At 60.4% G+C, this 15,877-nt stretch carries 16 protein-coding genes and 2 pseudogenes; 9 read left to right on the top strand and 9 right to left on the bottom strand.

Going from position 1 to position 15,877, the window contains the following annotated elements; translation table 11 throughout:
• Positions 1–123: 123 nt before the first annotated feature.
• Positions 124–381: pseudogene (locus ABYA88_RS12315) on the bottom strand (tyrosine-type recombinase/integrase); the annotation flags it as partial.
• Between ABYA88_RS12315 and ABYA88_RS12310 the strand changes: the two are divergent.
• Positions 344–565, top strand: a pseudogene (locus tag ABYA88_RS12310) (LuxR C-terminal-related transcriptional regulator); the annotation flags it as partial. The pseudogenes ABYA88_RS12315 and ABYA88_RS12310 sit on opposite strands and share 38 nt — an antisense overlap.
• A gap of 46 nt (positions 566–611) precedes the next feature.
• Here the strand turns inward: ABYA88_RS12310 and dsbG are convergent.
• From dsbG to dsbD, 3 genes are read right to left on the bottom strand one after another with little or no spacing between them, the layout of a single operon-like run.
• The gene (gene dsbG / locus ABYA88_RS12305; RefSeq protein WP_373187629.1) at positions 612–1,367 is read right to left on the bottom strand and encodes a thiol:disulfide interchange protein DsbG; all 756 of its coding nucleotides are present in this window, start codon (positions 1,365–1,367) and stop codon (positions 612–614) included.
• Positions 1,364–2,179: a prolipoprotein diacylglyceryl transferase family protein gene (locus tag ABYA88_RS12300; RefSeq protein ID WP_373187627.1), complete on the bottom strand. Its 816-nt coding sequence runs from the start codon at positions 2,177–2,179 to the stop codon at positions 1,364–1,366. The genes dsbG and ABYA88_RS12300 overlap by 4 nt, the downstream gene beginning before the upstream one ends.
• Positions 2,179–3,957 carry a protein-disulfide reductase DsbD gene (gene dsbD / locus ABYA88_RS12295; protein ID WP_373187625.1) on the bottom strand — a complete coding sequence of 593 codons (1,779 nt, stop codon included), beginning with the start codon at positions 3,955–3,957 and terminating at the stop codon, positions 2,179–2,181. Before dsbD ends, ABYA88_RS12300 begins: the two co-directional genes overlap by 1 nt.
• Before the next feature lie 151 nt (positions 3,958–4,108).
• On the opposite strand from dsbD, the gene ABYA88_RS12290 reads away from it, so the two are divergent.
• Both ABYA88_RS12290 and ABYA88_RS12285 read left to right on the top strand, forming a co-directional pair.
• Positions 4,109–4,804 carry a response regulator gene (locus tag ABYA88_RS12290; RefSeq protein WP_373187624.1) on the top strand — a complete coding sequence of 232 codons (696 nt, stop codon included), beginning with the start codon at positions 4,109–4,111 and terminating at the stop codon, positions 4,802–4,804.
• Positions 4,801–6,120 carry an ATP-binding protein gene (locus ABYA88_RS12285; protein ID WP_373187623.1) on the top strand — a complete coding sequence of 440 codons (1,320 nt, stop codon included), beginning with the start codon at positions 4,801–4,803 and terminating at the stop codon, positions 6,118–6,120. The genes ABYA88_RS12290 and ABYA88_RS12285 overlap by 4 nt, the downstream gene beginning before the upstream one ends.
• A gap of 78 nt (positions 6,121–6,198) precedes the next feature.
• Here the strand turns inward: ABYA88_RS12285 and ABYA88_RS12280 are convergent, their stop codons facing one another.
• Positions 6,199–6,897, bottom strand: coding sequence for a tellurite resistance TerB family protein (locus tag ABYA88_RS12280; protein ID WP_373187622.1), 699 nt, complete (start codon positions 6,895–6,897; stop codon positions 6,199–6,201).
• Positions 6,898–7,150: 253 nt separating this feature from the next.
• Here ABYA88_RS12280 and ABYA88_RS12275 point away from each other — a divergent pair, with 253 nt between their 5' ends.
• The 3 genes from ABYA88_RS12275 to ABYA88_RS12265 are packed head-to-tail and all read left to right on the top strand — an operon-like array spanning position 7,151 to position 10,070.
• Positions 7,151–7,996, top strand: coding sequence for an alpha/beta fold hydrolase (locus tag ABYA88_RS12275; RefSeq protein ID WP_373187621.1), 846 nt, complete (start codon positions 7,151–7,153; stop codon positions 7,994–7,996).
• 49 nt (positions 7,997–8,045) lie between these two features.
• Positions 8,046–9,722: a dihydroxy-acid dehydratase gene (gene ilvD / locus ABYA88_RS12270; protein ID WP_373187620.1), complete on the top strand. Its 1,677-nt coding sequence runs from the start codon at positions 8,046–8,048 to the stop codon at positions 9,720–9,722.
• A 30-nt stretch (positions 9,723–9,752) separates the two neighbouring features.
• Positions 9,753–10,070: an antibiotic biosynthesis monooxygenase gene (locus ABYA88_RS12265; protein WP_373187619.1), complete on the top strand. Its 318-nt coding sequence runs from the start codon at positions 9,753–9,755 to the stop codon at positions 10,068–10,070.
• Positions 10,071–10,095: 25 nt separating this feature from the next.
• Here ABYA88_RS12265 and ABYA88_RS12260 read toward each other — a convergent pair whose 3' ends face one another.
• Positions 10,096–10,629 (bottom strand): uracil-DNA glycosylase family protein, encoded by a 534-nt coding sequence (locus tag ABYA88_RS12260; RefSeq protein ID WP_373187618.1) that lies wholly within the window; start codon positions 10,627–10,629, stop codon positions 10,096–10,098.
• A 183-nt stretch (positions 10,630–10,812) separates the two neighbouring features.
• Here ABYA88_RS12260 and ABYA88_RS12255 point away from each other — a divergent pair, with 183 nt between their 5' ends.
• Entirely contained in the window at positions 10,813–11,415 is a 603-nt protein-coding gene (locus ABYA88_RS12255) for a hypothetical protein (RefSeq protein ID WP_373187616.1), read from the top strand.
• A 133-nt stretch (positions 11,416–11,548) separates the two neighbouring features.
• A complete protein-coding gene (locus ABYA88_RS12250; RefSeq protein ID WP_373187614.1) occupies positions 11,549–12,772 on the top strand; it encodes a 3-hydroxyacyl-CoA dehydrogenase NAD-binding domain-containing protein in 1,224 nt (407 codons plus the stop codon).
• Positions 12,773–12,855: 83 nt separating this feature from the next.
• Here ABYA88_RS12250 and ABYA88_RS12245 read toward each other — a convergent pair whose 3' ends face one another.
• Genes ABYA88_RS12245 through purM form a run of 3 tightly spaced genes read right to left on the bottom strand, consistent with a single transcriptional unit; the run spans position 12,856 to position 15,362 of the window.
• Positions 12,856–13,620 carry a DUF3108 domain-containing protein gene (locus ABYA88_RS12245; RefSeq protein ID WP_373187612.1) on the bottom strand — a complete coding sequence of 255 codons (765 nt, stop codon included), beginning with the start codon at positions 13,618–13,620 and terminating at the stop codon, positions 12,856–12,858.
• The gene (gene purN, locus ABYA88_RS12240) at positions 13,610–14,290 is read right to left on the bottom strand and encodes a phosphoribosylglycinamide formyltransferase (protein ID WP_373187611.1); all 681 of its coding nucleotides are present in this window, start codon (positions 14,288–14,290) and stop codon (positions 13,610–13,612) included. Before purN ends, ABYA88_RS12245 begins: the two co-directional genes overlap by 11 nt.
• Before the next feature lie 4 nt (positions 14,291–14,294).
• Positions 14,295–15,362 carry a phosphoribosylformylglycinamidine cyclo-ligase gene (purM, locus tag ABYA88_RS12235; protein ID WP_373187609.1) on the bottom strand — a complete coding sequence of 356 codons (1,068 nt, stop codon included), beginning with the start codon at positions 15,360–15,362 and terminating at the stop codon, positions 14,295–14,297.
• A gap of 255 nt (positions 15,363–15,617) precedes the next feature.
• Between purM and ABYA88_RS12230 the strand changes: the two genes are divergently transcribed.
• Positions 15,618–15,877: DUF2066 domain-containing protein (locus tag ABYA88_RS12230; RefSeq protein WP_373187607.1), on the top strand; the 260-nt coding region annotated here is incomplete at its 3' end.

Below are 15,877 nucleotides of genomic sequence, written 5' to 3'. Positions count from 1 at the left end.
CTCTCTCTCCGCCAGACATGTAATGCGATAAGCCCCTGATAAACATAGAGTTTTCAGGGGCTTTTTGCTTTCTGGAATTGGGTTTGGGGCAAAATTGGGGCATAAATCGCTCCTTCCAGACCGCTACAGACCGGTTTTGGATGGCCGAAATCCCATCGGTTCCGAGACCAGCCCGGCCATGCTTTTGGTGTCCGCGGGGATCCAGCGACCGTAGTGGCGCTTGACCATAGTGGTATCACTGTGCCCCAGCTGACGCGCAACCCACTCGATCGGAACGTAACTCGACAGCGCCTGGCTGGCGAAGGTATGCCGGCACTGGTTCGGGCCGCGATGACGGACCTTGGCACGCTTGAGCAGGCTGGTGAACCAGCGGTTCATGCTTCCCGGGTTCCAGGGCAGCAACAATCGGAAAGTGGCCGAGCAGCTCGGCATCAGTGTCAAAACCGTGGATCTGTATCGTTCCAGAGTGATGAAACGCATGCAAGCTGACAGCTTGCCAGCTCTGGTGGGCATGACCATTGGAGCCGGGTTGATTGAGCCGTTTGGGCTCAAGGCTCGCGGTTGAGCGGAACGCCGGCAGCAGCCCTCTCGGGCTCGAACAGCCGATTCGCCTATTGTGGTCCCATAATCTCTGCCAAGCGGTCCGGCCTTGGCGCCCCCTGTTGCTGTTGCATACGCCCCTGGTCGTCCTGATAGAAAATCGCCGGTGTTGCCTGGGCGCCGAGTTGCGTCATCAGGTCGTAATTGGCTTTCAGCTGGCGCTCGATCTCTGCAGGGATCTTGTTCATCGCCGCAACGCCGTCACCTGACTCATGCTCATGCAAGGCCGCGGCGGGGTCTTCTGCGGCGAGAATGGCGGCGGATTTGCCAGGGCTGTCTTCACGCAGGATGCCCACCAGGATGTGCCGCAGTTGCACCTTGCCCGATTCTACCCAGGGGCGCGCCTGTTCCCAGAACATGCTGCAGAACGGGCAGTTGGGGTCGGTGAAGGTATAGACCACACGCTCCGCATCATCCGCACCGTCACCGATCCAGTCACTGGCCTCCAGCTGCGCCCACATGCCCTTGGCCATGGGTTGATATACCAGTTCGTCAAGATGCGCCTTGCTGATGTCTGTGCCGTTGGCATCCAGCAGGGTGCCAACCAGAACGTGTTGGCCGTCTTCGGTGAGATACAGAGCCAGTCCTTGTCCATTGAGCTTGCCGGCAAAACCCTGCAGGCCGGCGGGAGCGTCGAAGCGGCCAACAATTTCGACACCGTGTTTAACGGTAGCAGCGATGGGCGCGGGCCAGTCTTCGGCGCTGGCGAAGGGCGTCAGGGTGAATAGCAGGGCAGGGAGTGCGTGCTTGGGTTGTAGTCGGATCATGGCGTTTCTCCCTCTTTGAGTTTGGCAATCTGGTGAGACAGGCTCGCCGCGGACAATTCGCCCAGGTGGCTGGCGACCTGCTGGCCTTGTGCGTTGTAGAACAGGGTAGTGGGCAGCGCCTGCGAGCCGGCCTGCTGGCCAAACTGGCCGCCGCTGTCGAGCAGGACGTTGTGCAGTGTCAGGTCGGTGTCTTCCAGAAAGCGCATTATCTCGCCCTGGCCTTCGCCCTGATTGACGAAGGCAAAGACGATGTCGGCTTCCCGTTGCTGGGCGTCGGCCAGCACCGGCATTTCACGCCGGCAGGGTGGGCACCAGGTGGCCCACAGATTGACCACCAGCGGCCGGCCGTTCAGGTCCTGCAGTGAGACCTGTTCACCTTCAACATCCAACAGGGTCATGTCCGGTAGCTGTGTACCTTGCTGCAGGGCGTGGAGCATGTAGCTGCTGACGCCCCAGAAGATCAGTCCGGCGGCTAGTGCGCCGCCGAGTGGCAGGCGCAAAGTCATGTCGCGCCAGGCAAGCCAGAGGCCGGCGACCAGCGCAGCTACAATCCCCGGCCAGACGATGAAACCGCCATCGCGGATGTCGATCACCTGCCAGAGGTCATCCCTGAAGTGATCGAAATAGAGGGCCACGAAGGCCAGGCGGGCGACGACCAACCCCAGCAGCAGGAGGTTGAACAGGTGCTTTTCCGGATTGCGCTCGCGGTGTCGTCCCATCCACCAGCCGGTGAGCGACGCCACGAGCAGACTGACCAGCAGGATCAGGTGTGAGCTGGCTATCGCCAGCGGGCCGATATTGACTGTCAGCATTAGCCGTCCCCGCGGGTGGTTTGCCATAATTGCATGAATTCGGAGGCATTCACCTCGCCGGTGATGCGGTGAGCGCGTCGCTCCTGGCCATCAGGCCCGAACCACAGCAGGGTCGGCGGGCCATGGATAGCATAGCGCGAGAGCAACTCACGGCTTGCGGCGCTGTTGGTGGTCACATCCGGGCGCAGCAATCTGACGCCATCGAGGCTGGCCATCACATCGGCCCTGCCGAACACATTCTGTTCCATGATCTTGCAGGACACGCACCATTCGGCGTAATAGTCGACCAGCACCCATTCTCCCGCTGCCCTGGCAGCGGCGAGTTGCTGATCCAGCTCTGCGGGCGTATCCAGGGGGGTAAAGGCGTCCATATGGCTCTCTGCCGGAGCGGCTGTGGCAGATGCACTATAGACCGACAACGGCTGCCAGGGATTAACCGCACCACCGGCAGCGCCCAACAGCAGCGTCAGGCCCCAGACGCCTGCGAGCATGGCGGCGGTATGCAGCATCGAGCTGTGAGTGCTGCCGCGTGCGGTATGCATCAATGTGGTGGCGGCGCCCAGCAGGAACACGGCGATCAGGCCAAGCCACAGGGACGCGTCTAGCGCCGGCCGAACGATGAACAGGGCCGCCGCCAGGAACACAAAGCCGAAGACCACCTTGACCCGGTTCATCCAGGCGCCGGGGCGCGGAAGAAAGCGGGTGCCAACCGTCACCAGTAACAACAGTGGCACACCCATGCCTACGCCCAGCGCGAACAGTGCGAGACCACCTTGCAGCATGTCGCCAGTCTGGCCGATATACAGCAGGGCGCCCGCCAGCGGGGCAGTCATGCACGGACCCACCAGCAGGCCGGACAGCACCCCGAGCATCGCTGCGCCGCCGAGATGGCCGCCGGTCTGCTTGCGCCCGGCCTGATCCAGCCTGTCCCTGACGAAGGCGGGCAGCTGCAGTTCGAACAAGCCGAACATCGGCAGCGCGAGCAGCACGAAGAGCCCGGCGAAAGTGCCGATTACCCAGGGTTGCTGTAATACGGCCTGCAGATTGCCGCCGATCAGCGCCGCCAGTACTCCCAGTGCGGCATAGACCAGTGCCATGCTGAACATATAGACGGACGCGAGCAGCAGTCCCCGACGCGGGGTCGCGCCGCTGCCGACTACCAGGCCCGCAAGAATCGGCAACATGGGCAGGGAGCAGGGGGTGAACGCCAGCAACAGCCCCAGCCCGAAGAATAGCGCCAACGCCACCGGTAGCGACCAGTCCTGAAGATGACCGGCCATGCGCTGGTCCTCGGCCAGAGTTTGCGCTGGACTGCCGTTTAGACCGGTCTGCGGGCCAGGCGATGGCTCCGCAGTGTTAGAGCCGATATCCCGGCTTTGCGGCGGATAGCACAATCCGGCATCCGCGCATCCCTGCCAACCGAGCGTTAAAGCGCCTGACCGCTCCGCCGGAATACTCAGCTGCAACGAATCCCGGTACACCTGCGAATCACCGAAGAATTCATCGCTGTAGGGTATGCCGTCGGGTAATGTGGGATGGAAGTCTGTATTCAACCCAGAAAAGGTCAGGCGTTCCTGATACAGGTAGTATCCGGGCGCGATGCGCCAGGTCAGCTGTGTTGCACCATCGTCACTGCGCGTGACAGACAGGTCGAAAGCGTCCTCGACGGGGAGAAACTCGGCATTGTCATTAGTCCCGCTGTTGAGACTGCCGAAGGCGAATGCCAGGCTCGACCACACCAGAAAAAAAGGTAAAACCAGTATGTGACGCCACTTCATGCCTTCTGTGCTCCCGCCTGAAGATTAATGGGCCGCAGTATCTTCTGCCGGGATTAAGTCGGAATTAACGAGCGTCACCTTTCCTGAACTCCTGTTAATCGGGCGTTAATCAGTACAATGGATACTGTCAAAAATCGCTACCGGAACCTCCATGCATATACTCCTTGTCGAAGACGACTCCCTGATTGCCAGTGGCATTGTCGCCGGCCTGTCGGCTCAGGGCATGACGGTTGACCCGGTGGGCACCGCCGCGCATGCCGAGGCCATGCTCGGGGCTATCGCCTTTGATGTGATGATCCTCGATCTGGGCCTGCCCGATGAGGATGGGCTGCTGATGCTCCGCCGGCTGCGCGCCCGGGAAGTGACCATGCCGGTGCTGGTGTTGACCGCCCGTGATGCCATCAGCGATCGTGTCGCCGGATTGCAGGCGGGCGCAGACGATTATCTGGTCAAACCCTTCGATCTGCGCGAGCTGAGCGCCCGGTTGCATGCAATGGTGCGCCGTGCCAGCGGTCGCAGTGTGAATCTGATCAGGCATGGCGTGCTGGTGTATGACCCGGACGCTGCGCTGGCCTGGCTGAATGACACGCCGGTTGACCTGTCGCGCCGCGAACGAGCATTACTCAGCACCCTGTTATTGAACAAGGGCCGGGTGCTGACTGCAGGGCAGTTGAAGGACAGCATCTATGGCATGAGTGATGAGCTGGAAAGTAACGCGCTCAACGTCCATATCCATCATCTGCGCCGCAAGCTGGGCAATGACATAGTCGAGACCGTGCGCGGGCTGGGGTATCGCCTCGGTACGGCGGTGCCTGTCGTTCCTCCTGTACAAGGTCCGCGAGAATGAGTCTGCGTCTGCGCCTGACCCTGATTCTGGGGTCAACCTTTATCATTTTGTGGTCTGTGGCCGCCGCCTGGATGCTGTATGACCTGCGGGCCGAGATGATGCGCTCGCTGGACCAGCGGCTTGCCGCGTCGGCGCAGATGGTGGCCGGTTTGCTGGTACAGCTGCCGCAATCATCCCGGCCGGGTACGGCGGATAGTATTACCGCGCAGCGGCTGGGGATACCCGATGGCCTCACCTGCCAGGTCAGCTCATTGCGCGGCGAAGTCATCGCGCGCAGTCATCCCGAGCTAGCGGAGCCTCTCGATGCGCAGCAGACCGGTTTTCGTGATCAGCAGATTGATGGGGTGAGCTGGCGTAGCTACACGGTCGAGCAGCACGGCATGCGTATTACCACGGCAGACCGGCTGGACGAACGGGAAGCCCTGCAATCGTCGGTATTGCTGGCGGCAGCTGTGCCGGTAGGCGTGGCATTATTGGGTACCCTGTTGTTGCTCTGGTTTGGCGTGCGCAAGGGATTGGAACCGCTACGCCGCATGACTGGTGCCTTGCTCGAGCGCGGTCCGGATTCCCTCCAACCCTTGAAACTGGCACCTTTGCCAAGTGAACTGCGACCTTTACAGGATAGCCAGAACCAGCTGTTCGAACGAATTGCCCACGGCATCGAGCGGGAGCGCCGTTTCACGGGTGACGCCGCCCATGAGCTGCGCAGTCCGCTGACGGCGATCAAGGTGCACCTGCAGGTCGCGGGGATGACATCGGGAGCGGAGGCGGCCAATGCCCTGGCCCAGGCGGAAAAGGGCGCAGATCGTCTGCAAAGCACACTGGAACAGTTACTCTTGCTGGCGCGGGTAGAGGGCCGGCAATCCTTTGATGAAGGGTTGCAGGCCACTGCACTTGAGGTAGTCAAGCTGGCAGTGCAGGATGCCTTTGGCGCCGCTAAAACGGTTGACCTCCTGCCTGACGCAGATTTGTCCGCTCGACCTCTGAGCATGCCGCCCGTGCTCGCCACGTTGGCCCTGCGTAATTTGTTGGATAACGCCCTGCGTCATACTGCTGAAGGCACACGAGTCGAGCTCGAGATCAGCAGCCAGGGCAGTCGGGTGCATTTCAAGGTCCGTGATCATGGGAGCCCATTATCCGGTGACACTATGGAAATGCTTACTCGGCGCTTCTGGCGCCAGGGGGCAGGGGAGGGTAGTGGCCTGGGATTGGCGATAGTGGATGCGATTGTTCAGCGTTTCGGCGGCCGCTTACAGTTTTGCAATGGCGCCCAGGGGCTGCTGGTTATCTTGGAGTTGCCCTTGCAGGAGCGCTGAGCTCCTGCAGCCCGCAATCATGGTTAAAATATTGGAATCCCGGCTTCCACAGGTGCAGTTTCAGGCAAGCCGGTTTGTTCAGCCCAGATTATTCGCAGCCTGGGTCTCCAGCTCGGATTTCAGCGCCGGATCGAGTTTCAATTGGCGTGCGAACTCGTCCAGGTAGGCGCGCTCCATGAAATTCTGATCATCGACCATCACCAGGCTGGCCAGATACATCTCCGCGGCGATTTCCGGCGTGGCGGCGGATCGGGCGACGTCAGCCGGGTCCAGGGGTTTGGCCAGCTCCTGATCGAACCAGCGCTTGAGTTCGGAATCATCGGTGATCCTTTCCACTTCGCCATCGATCAGCAGGCGTTCACGCTGATCGATATGGCCGTCGGCCTTGGCAGCGCCGATGACGGCGCGCAAGATTGCCTGGCTGTGCTGTTCGACCTGTGCCGCAGGAACCCGGTCCACGGTCTGTGGCGGGCCCGGCATGGCGGCTGCCTGCGTCTGGCTCTGCCAGTTGCTGTAGGCCTTGTAGGCCACCACGCCAAGGGCCGCCAGACCGCCATAAACCACTACCTTGCCGCCAACCTTGCGGGCCTTCTTGCTGCCCATCAGCAGGCTCATGGCACCACCGCCCAACGCCCCGCCGCCGACACTGCCCAGCAAACCGCCCAGTGGCGAGCCTGCATTTGATCGCGTCGGTGGCGCGGCGTTTCCGCCCCCCTGGTTCTGCAGCAGATCCTTTCCGGCATGGAGCAACTGGTCGAGCAGACTGCGAGTATTCATTGGCACCCCTGATAGGCTTTTGACGGTGCCGGCCTGGAAGTGACGCACTCCCGATCAGCCGGATCTATTCCGCCATCATATTGCTCGGCCGATCCGGCGCAAAGCTCATTTACTGTTTCTGCGTCTTTCTTTCCCGATATTCCGACGGACTGATCCGGCGGCCCTGGGCTGAACATTTGCCGCGCATTTTGGTCGACATCAGATAGAGCGTTGAGACTCTCAGCGCGCCCGGTATCCCGGCAGGAGAGTGCAGATGGACAGCAAAACCTCGGTGATAGATGACATACCCATGCATTGGCTCGAACAGGGAGAGGGCATGCCGGTCGTGCTGATCCACGGCATTCCTACCTCACCTGCGCTGTGGCGCAAGGTGATGCCGCTGATGCCGGGGACGCGGTGTCTGGCGTTCGAGATGGTTGGCTACGGTGAATCGATACCGCAGGGAGTCGACCGTGACATATCGATCAGTCGCCAGGCTGACTATGTAGCCGCCTGGATGCGGCACCTTGGCGTGGAGGGCGCCATACTGGCCGGGCACGACCTGGGCGGCGGTGTCGCGCAGATTGTGGCCGTGCGTTATCCGGAGCTCTGTGCCGGACTGTTCCTGACCAATGCCATAGGCTATGACTCCTGGCCCATTCCGAGCGTTAAGACATTGCAGGCCAGTGCACCGCTGGTCAGTCATTTGCCCTATACGGCCGGCAAGCAGATACTTCGGCTGCTGATGTACCGCGGCCATGAAGACAGTGGGCTGGTGCGCGAGTCCCTCGAATTGCACTGGGTGCCCTATGCCAAGCACGACGGGGCGGCGGCACTGATCAGGCAGGTCCAGGCGCTGGACGTCAACGACACGCTGTCCATCGCTGATTCGCTTCCCGGTCTGGGCATCCCTGCTTGTGTGGTATGGGGCGCTGCCGACCCATTCCAGAATATAGAGTACGGCGAGCGTTTTGCCCGCGACCTTGACGCGCCCCTGCATCGGATCGAGGGGGGATTGCATTTCACTCCGGAAGATCATCCCGATGAAATTGCCAGGTATTTGCTTCAATTGGTCGAACAGGTGCGCAGCGCTCAAATGCCCTATGGTATTCAGGAGTGATAGGCTGCCAGGGTGAATCATTCATTCAGCCTGGTGGAAGGAGAGAAACATGACCGAGGACAAGAGGCGTCGATATTCTTCGCAAGTGGTTGACGGCACAGGCAAGGCGCCCGGCCGCGCAATGTTGCGAGCGGTCGGTTTTGAGAGCGCGGATTTCGCCAAGCCACAGATAGGCATTGGCTCTACCTGGAGCATGGTCACGCCCTGCAACATGCACATCAACCGACTGGCCGAGGAAGCGGGCCAGGGCGCAGATGCGGCTGGCGGCAAGAGTGTGATATTCAATACCATCACCGTGTCCGACGGTATCGCCAATGGCACCGAGGGAATGAAGTACTCCCTGGTTTCCCGTGAGGTGATCGCCGACTCGATCGAAGCGGTGGCCGGATGTCAGGGCTTCGACGGGCTGGTGACGATCGGCGGCTGCGACAAGAACATGCCCGGTTGCGTGATGGGTATGGCGCGACTCAATCGCCCGTCTGTATTCGTCTATGGCGGCACCATTCTCCCTGGCGCGGGGCATACCGACATCATTTCGGTATTCGAGGCAGTGGGCGCATGCGCCAAGGGCGACATGAACCTGATCGAGCTCAAGCAGATAGAGGAGACAGCCATTCCCGGCCCGGGATCGTGCGGCGGTATGTATACGGCCAATACCATGGCCTCGGCCATCGAAGCCATGGGTATGAGTCTGCCTGGCAGTTCGGCGCAGAACGCCACGTCCGACAGCAAGCTGGAAGACTGTCGCGCCGCCGGCGCTGCGGTATTGAACCTGCTGGAAAAGGACCTGAAGCCGCGCGACATCATGACCCGAGAGGCATTCGAGAACGCGATAACCGTGGTGATCGCGCTGGGCGGCTCGACCAATGCGGTGCTGCATCTACTGGCGATGGCCAGTACCGTCGATGTGGAATTGTCCCTGCAGGATTTTGCGCGCATCGGCGAGCGGGTGCCGGTACTCGCCGATCTCAGGCCCAGCGGCCAGTACATGATGTCGGAATTGGTCGCGATCGGCGGCATCCTGCCGCTGATGAAGCTGCTGCTTGATGCCGGCTTGCTGCATGGTGATTGCATGACCGTCACCGGCACCACCCTGGCCGACAACCTTGCACAGGTCGCGCCCTATCCTCAAGGCCAGGAGATCATTCGAGCGCTGAACAATCCAATCAAGCGCGACAGCCATCTGCGCATTCTGTACGGCAATCTAGCCCCGGACGGTGCTGTCGCCAAGATCACCGGCAAGGAGGGCACCCGCTTTAGTGGCCGGGCGCGCGTCTTCCACTCGGAAGAAGATGCCCAGGCAAGCATTATTGGCGGCTCTGTAGTCGCTGGAGATGTAGTGGTCATTCGCTATGAAGGGCCAAGAGGCGGTCCTGGCATGCGCGAAATGCTGTCGCCCACCTCGGCGATCATGGGGCGCGGGCTGGGCAGCGATGTCGCCTTGATTACCGACGGCCGATTCTCCGGTGGGAGTCACGGCTTCGTGGTCGGCCATGTTGCGCCGGAAGCAGCTGAGGGCGGCCCGATCGCGCTGGTGGAAGATGGTGACCATATCACCATTGACGCCGAAGCCAACTCCATCGACCTGCAGGTAAGTGAAGAGCAGTTGCAGGAACGCAGGGCTCGCTGGCAGCCGCCGCAGCCGCGCTACTCTCGCGGGCTGTTGGCGAAGTACGCGCGCACGGTAACCAGCGCATCGAGGGGCGCCGTGACAGATATGCCCTGATTCGGGACGCCAGCAACAGGAGACGCTGTGATGAAATTCATTTTTGAAGTGCGCATGAAGCCGGGTTACACGGTGGCGGAATACGCCGATGCCTGGGTGCAGGCAAGCGAGATAATCCAGCAGACGCCCGGCGCCCTGGGTACCCGCTTGCATCGCAAAATTGGCGAGCCGGATGTGCTGCTGGCCATCGCAAGTTGGGAATCCAAGGCGGCGCGTGACGCCAAGGACGATAGCCGCGACGAGTTGGTACGCTCAATTCTCGAGAAGCATGCCAGGAACTGCGAAATTACCGTGATTGGTGAGTTCGAGGAGCCCGAATGGGAGGTCATGCCGCCGGAGGTGGTCTGAACCAGGCGCGCTTTTGCTGGCCTGTTCAGCATTTGTCTGCGGTATCGGCTCTTTCCAGCAACGTGGCCACACGCGCTTGCAGCGCCGGAACAACCTCTGTCTCGAACCAGGGGTTGCGGCGCAGCCAGATGTTGTTGCGAGGGCTCGGGTGGGGCATGGGCACCTGTCGCGGCCAGTAGTTGCGCCAGCTGGCGACACGTTCGGTCAGTGAATGGGTGTCTGCAAAATGATAGGCGTGGGCGTACTGTCCAATCACCAGCGTCAGTTCCACCCTGGGCAGGTGAGAAAGTAACTGGCTCCTCCATGCCGGAGCGCACTCTGGGCGGGGCGGATTGTCTCCTGATGCGCCCTTGCCGGGATAACACAGACCCATGGGTACGATTGCGAATTGGGCGCAATCGTAAAAAACCTCCCGCGTGACCCCCAGCCAGTCGCGCAGACGCGCACCGCTGGCATCGTCGAACGGTATGCCGGATTCATGCACCTTACGGCCGGGCGCCTGCCCGACGATCAGGATGCGCGCCTGCGGATCCAGCTGCACGACGGGGCGCGGGCCCATGGGCAAGTGAGCCTGGCATAGCGTGCATGCTCTGACCTGTTCAAGTAATTGGATATGAGAAATCGTCACAAATGCGTTTGCTTCTTTCTGGGCCGGCCAAGTGCGCAGGGAATTTTCCGCACTGCTTGCCGTCAACCGGGTATGGCTAAAGTTCACAGTCTAGCCAATCAGGAGGACAGAAACATGGCTAAAGATGACAAAACTTCGTCGAACCGCAACACCGAAACCGATGCTGGTGATGACGTATTCGATACGGTTCCGGGTCCGGTTCGGCCGGACAATGTGCGGGAGAATGACCGTGGGCCGATGGGACCGATTGGAGCCGATCTCGGGCGTCCGCTGGACGACGACGAGCTCGCCCGACGGGCCGAGGAAATCGGACTTACCGAGGCGTCGCAACCGGGGCAGGGCCCGACCAACGATGATCTTGCGCCAGAGACACTGATCCGCGAGGACGGTGCACGACACCAATTCGAGCCAGGCGAGAGAACGCCAGTCGACCGCGACCTTGAAATCGTGGATGCCGAAGAAATTGGCGCGGGGGAGGGACTGGACGAAGCGGAGCAGGCCCGTCTGGACCCGCTTGATGGCAAGCAGTGGACGGCGATCCGGATGATCCGCTCAGACCGGAGCCCGGAGTCAACGAGGAGAACTCAGAGGTGGCACGTAAGATCAGAAAGGATAAATACGGCGAAAGCTGAATTGCTCAGGCGCTCAGATCAGCCCCTTGTCGCCCTTATGTGTCTTTTGGTGGGGCTTCGAGCGATTTATTCATGGTGTGAATAGGGTCGATCTGGGTTAATCGTTTCAAATCCGGCGTACTTTTGCGTAATGTATCGCTCCTGTTTTGTGGACTCTGCGGTCACGTAGGCTGTGACCGGGTCCCGGTTATTTCCATTCGATCAGGAGGTATGCTGCGATGGCTTCTTTTGAAGAAATCAAAAAAGTAGGTGTAATCGGCGCTGGTACCATGGGCCGCGGTATCGTGATGAATTTCGTCAACGCTGGCTATCCGGTCACCTGGCTCGACGTCAACGGGGAAATGCTGGAGACGGGTCTGGCCGACATTGCCAGCGTGTATAAGCGCTCGGTAGCGCAGGAGCGTTTTGACGATGCCGAAGCACAGGCGCGTCTAGGCCGGATCAGCACCACCCAGGAATATGCCGACCTGCAGGATATGGATCTGGTGGTCGAAGCCGTCTATGAAAACATGGATCTGAAGAAGACCATTTTCGCCGAGCTCGACAAGGCAGTGAAGCCGTCGGCCATTCTTGCGACCAATACTTCCTACCTCGATATTGATGAAATTGCGTCGGCCACCCAGCGTCCGGCCCAGGTACTCGGGCTGCATTTCTTCAGCCCGGCACATATCATGAAGTTGCTGGAAGTGGTTCGTGGCAAGGCAACCGCCCAGGACGTGATGGACGCCTGTCTGGAGATCGGCAAGAAGATTGGCAAACAGGCCGTTCTGGCCGGTAACTGCCACGGCTTTATCGGCAACCGCATGCTGGAAAAATACTCGCGCCAGTCCCGCGAAGTGGTACTGGAAGGCTCGACTCCATGGGAAGTCGACCAGGCCCTGCAGGGTTTTGGCATGGCCATGGGCCCCTACCGCATGTATGACGTAGTCGGTGTGGATCTGGGTTGGCGCTCGCGTCAGTTGGCAGGTGTCGGCCGTGGCGAGCCGATTGTATGGTTGGATAACAAACTGTGCGAAATGGAGCGCTTCGGCCAGAAAAGCGGGCATGGTTTCTACAAGTACGAGCCAGGCAGTCGGCAGGCCATTCACGACCCGGAAACCGACATGCTGGCCCGCGAAGTTGCCGAGGAGGCCGGTTATACCCAGCGTGACGTGGGTGCCGACGAGATTGTCCAGCGTTGCATCCTGGCGCTGGTCAACGAAGGTGCGCGGATTCTCGACGAGGGCTATGCCGAATCCGCCGAGGATATCGATCGCGTTTACCTTTATGGCTACGGCTTTCCAGCCGAGCGTGGCGGGCCGATGAGCTACGCCGACAGCCTGGGTCTGGACGAGGTGCTCAAGCAGATTCGCGAGCTGGAAGCCAGCAAAGGCGAGTTCTGGAAGCCGGCCGAGGGTCTGGTTCGCCGTGCCGAAGCTGGTGAGCGTTTCACCAAGGGCTAGATTTCAACAGGTGATAAAAAACCGCGACGGCCTTTCGGCCTCGCGGTTTTTTGTGGGCGTCGTCCTGGGGTAGTAAGTACTGATCAGTCCTCGGCGACGGGTGTACCGATAACCGGTTCGCCATCGACAGTTGCTTCCTTGAGCATGATCCGATAATGCTGACCGTCGGTCTCCACCTGGCTCAGTCGGACCAGCAGGTAATTCCAGTCTTTGGCAAACCAGAGCGTGGTCTCACGTTTTGAGTCGGCATCGCGCACGCGTTGGACTTCTATCGCGTCGAACTGGCCCGCGCGTGTAGTGACGCGGTCCTCACCTACTACCTTGAACCGATACTCATCGATATCGTCGCCATCCACCACGCGGTAGGTCATTTCGGTGCGACCATCCATCAGGTCTCGCTGCAATGCCAGCTGATAGGTGGTCTTGTCGAGTATGCCGGGTTCCAGTGGCAGCATGAAGGAGTCGCCCTTGTATACGCCTTTGACCACTGCGCTCTCCCAGTCGAATACCTGGGTGGTTTCTCGGCTGCGGCCCAGACCCTTGCGTTCGTAGTGGTAACTGAGTGGTACGACCCGGTCCTTTTCGAGTCGCAGCGTGCTTTCTTCCGAAAGCCTTGCGACGAACATGCCGGCGGTGAAGCTGAGGTTCCAGGTGCCGTCGGTATTCTGTTCCAGGCTGTGAATGGCTTCGCCGTTGACCGGAATTTTCTTCATGTCAGCCGCATAACTGGCGGTGAAAGGGGTCAGCTCCGCGGCGGACAGGGTGCCCGATCCAAGGCCCAGGCCGGCGATAACCAGCCAGCGCAACGTCTGTCGGACCAAAGGGTATTGCGACGTGCTATGAGGCATAGGGGTCTTCTCGCATGTCGTTATTGAAATCTTCCAGTCTTAATCCGGCGGGTGGGATCGCTTGCCCGTCCAGACAGGCTTGGTCATCCACAAGGCGCAGTCGCCCCTGGATGAACCAGTGCATCACCAGGGGATAAAGATTATGCTCCTGCTGTTGCACCCGCGTCGCGAGTGATGCTGGTGTGTCATCGGATAAAACCTGGATACTGGCCTGGAGGATAAGCGGTCCGCCGTCCAGCTCCTGAGTGACGAAGTGCACCGTGCTGCCATGCTCGCTGTCACCGGAGTCCAGCACCCGCTGGTGTGTGTTTAGACCCTTATACTTAGGCAACAGGGATGGATGAATGTTCAATAAAAAGCCGCGATAGTGCGAAACAAATTGTTCGGTGAGTATGCGCATGAAGCCGGCAAGCAAAACCAGGTCGGGTCTGAATCGGTCGATCTGCTCGATAAGCGCCTGATCATAGCTTTCCCGGTCGGGGTAATCCCTGTTGTCCAGCGCAAGCGCATTGAGGCCTGCATTCCGTGCCCGCTCCAGCCCAAGGGCCTGCGGACGATTGGATATCACAGCAACAATCTGACCTTTATCCGGGTGCGCCTGCAGGCTGTCGATCAGTGCCTGCAGGTTGGTTCCGGAGCCGGAAATGAGTACCAGGATGCGACAGGTCACTGTTTCAGCGACCCCCACGGTACAGGGTTACCGCTTCAGACCCTTGCTCCAACTGCTCGATACTGCCGATGATCCAGGGCTTTTCTCCGGCATCATCCAGGGCCTTGAGCGCGCGGGGTGCATCCTCGCGGCCGACGCAGATCACCATGCCGACGCCGCAGTTGAGCACCCGGTGCATCTCGTTCTCCTGCACATTGCCCTGCTCCTGCAACCAGTTGAAAACTGCAGGCCGCTCCCAACTGTCCAGGTCGATCCGGGCACCGGTACCAGTGGGTAGGACGCGGGGAATGTTTTCCAGCAGACCGCCGCCGGTAATGTGAGCCATGGCCCTGACCGCGCCAGTCTCGCTGATCAATTGCAGCAGGGGTTTGACGTAGATGCGCGTCGGTGCCATCAGCAGATCGGTGAGAGGCTGACCTTCGAGCTCGATCTGATTGATGTCCACACCCGCGACCTCGATGATCTTGCGCACCAGCGAGTAACCGTTGGAGTGGGGGCCGGAGGAGGGCAGGGCAAGCAATACATCACCCGCCTGAACCCGGCTGCCGTCAATAATCTCTGATTTCTCGACCACGCCGACACAGAACCCAGCCAGATCGTAGTCCTCGCCCTCGTACATGCCGGGCATCTCGGCGGTCTCACCACCCACCAGGGCACAGCCAGCGAGCTCGCAGCCGGCGCCGATACCGCTGACGACCTGTGCGGCGACATCAATATTGAGTTTGCCGGTGGCGTAGTAATCAAGGAAGAACAGCGGCTCTGCGCCACAGACCACCAGATCGTTCACGCACATGGCGACGAGATCGATACCGATGCTGTCATGCCTGGCCAGATCCATCGCCAGGCGCAGCTTGGTGCCCACGCCATCGGTGCCGGAAACCAGAACCGGCTGGCGGTAGCCGGCAGGTATTTCACACAGCGCGCCAAAGCCACCGAGACCACCCATTACCTCGGGCCGCCTGGTGCGCTTGGCAACGTGCTTGATCCGGTCGATCAGCGCGTTGCCGGCATCGATATCGACACCAGCGTCCTTGTAGCTGATGGAAGGCTTGGGAGGGGTCTGGCTGCTCATGCTGGGATCTCGGCGACGGAAAGAGGAATAGCAGCGGCTTTGCTTCAGCCAGCTGCACTGTAGCGCGTTAGTTTAGCAACATGAGGGGCAGAGAACCATGCTCGCCGAGCGATACCGACAGCCAGTTCGCTCGCTTGGTTGCCGGCATGGCGGCGCGCGTTTAATGTATGCGCATTATTCACGTTATCAGGCCTGCGGGAACTCCTCATGTATCAGGTGCGAAATACGATCATTTTGCTGCTTTTGGTTTTGGTGATGACGCCAGCAGCCTTGCAGGCAGCCGTGCTTGAGGATTTCTATCAGGTCGAGATGCCTGCCCGGGAAGAGCAGGATCGTGGCCAGGCGTTGCGCGAGGCGTTCGAACTGATGATCGCCCGTCAGGCTGGCACCGAGGCAGTTGACCGCGAGGCGGTGCAGGCTGCCGCGCAGGATCCGCAGGCTTTCATGCGCCGTATTGCCGGTACCGAGGCCGGTGGCGTGAGGATCGATTTCGAGCCCGCAGCAATACGCGGGCT

Origin of the sequence: Halopseudomonas sp. (genome assembly GCF_041579695.1) — a bacterium.
GTDB lineage: Bacteria > Pseudomonadota > Gammaproteobacteria > Pseudomonadales > Pseudomonadaceae > Halopseudomonas.
The sequence above is the reverse complement of the archived record's forward strand: the minus strand, read 5'-3'. Positions and strand labels throughout refer to the sequence as shown.

Excerpts from the sequence above, each read along its gene's own strand:
- ABYA88_RS12275 (WP_373187621.1), top strand. The coding sequence starts at position 7,151 with ATGGACAGCAAAACCTCGGTGATAGATGACATACCCATGCATTGGCTC.
- ABYA88_RS12265 (WP_373187619.1), top strand. The coding sequence starts at position 9,753 with ATGAAATTCATTTTTGAAGTGCGCATGAAGCCGGGTTACACGGTGGCG.
- dsbG (WP_373187629.1), bottom strand. The coding sequence starts at position 1,367 with ATGATCCGACTACAACCCAAGCACGCACTCCCTGCCCTGCTATTCACC.
- purM (WP_373187609.1), bottom strand. The coding sequence starts at position 15,362 with ATGAGCAGCCAGACCCCTCCCAAGCCTTCCATCAGCTACAAGGACGCT.
- ABYA88_RS12300 (WP_373187627.1), bottom strand. The coding sequence starts at position 2,179 with ATGCTGACAGTCAATATCGGCCCGCTGGCGATAGCCAGCTCACACCTG.
- ilvD (WP_373187620.1), top strand. The coding sequence starts at position 8,046 with ATGACCGAGGACAAGAGGCGTCGATATTCTTCGCAAGTGGTTGACGGC.
- dsbD (WP_373187625.1), bottom strand. The coding sequence starts at position 3,957 with ATGAAGTGGCGTCACATACTGGTTTTACCTTTTTTTCTGGTGTGGTCG.
- ABYA88_RS12290 (WP_373187624.1), top strand. The coding sequence starts at position 4,109 with ATGCATATACTCCTTGTCGAAGACGACTCCCTGATTGCCAGTGGCATT.
- ABYA88_RS12260 (WP_373187618.1), bottom strand. The coding sequence starts at position 10,629 with ATGGGCCCGCGCCCCGTCGTGCAGCTGGATCCGCAGGCGCGCATCCTG.
- ABYA88_RS12255 (WP_373187616.1), top strand. The coding sequence starts at position 10,813 with ATGGCTAAAGATGACAAAACTTCGTCGAACCGCAACACCGAAACCGAT.
- ABYA88_RS12285 (WP_373187623.1), top strand. The coding sequence starts at position 4,801 with ATGAGTCTGCGTCTGCGCCTGACCCTGATTCTGGGGTCAACCTTTATC.
- ABYA88_RS12250 (WP_373187614.1), top strand. The coding sequence starts at position 11,549 with ATGGCTTCTTTTGAAGAAATCAAAAAAGTAGGTGTAATCGGCGCTGGT.
- ABYA88_RS12245 (WP_373187612.1), bottom strand. The coding sequence starts at position 13,620 with ATGCCTCATAGCACGTCGCAATACCCTTTGGTCCGACAGACGTTGCGC.
- ABYA88_RS12280 (WP_373187622.1), bottom strand. The coding sequence starts at position 6,897 with ATGAATACTCGCAGTCTGCTCGACCAGTTGCTCCATGCCGGAAAGGAT.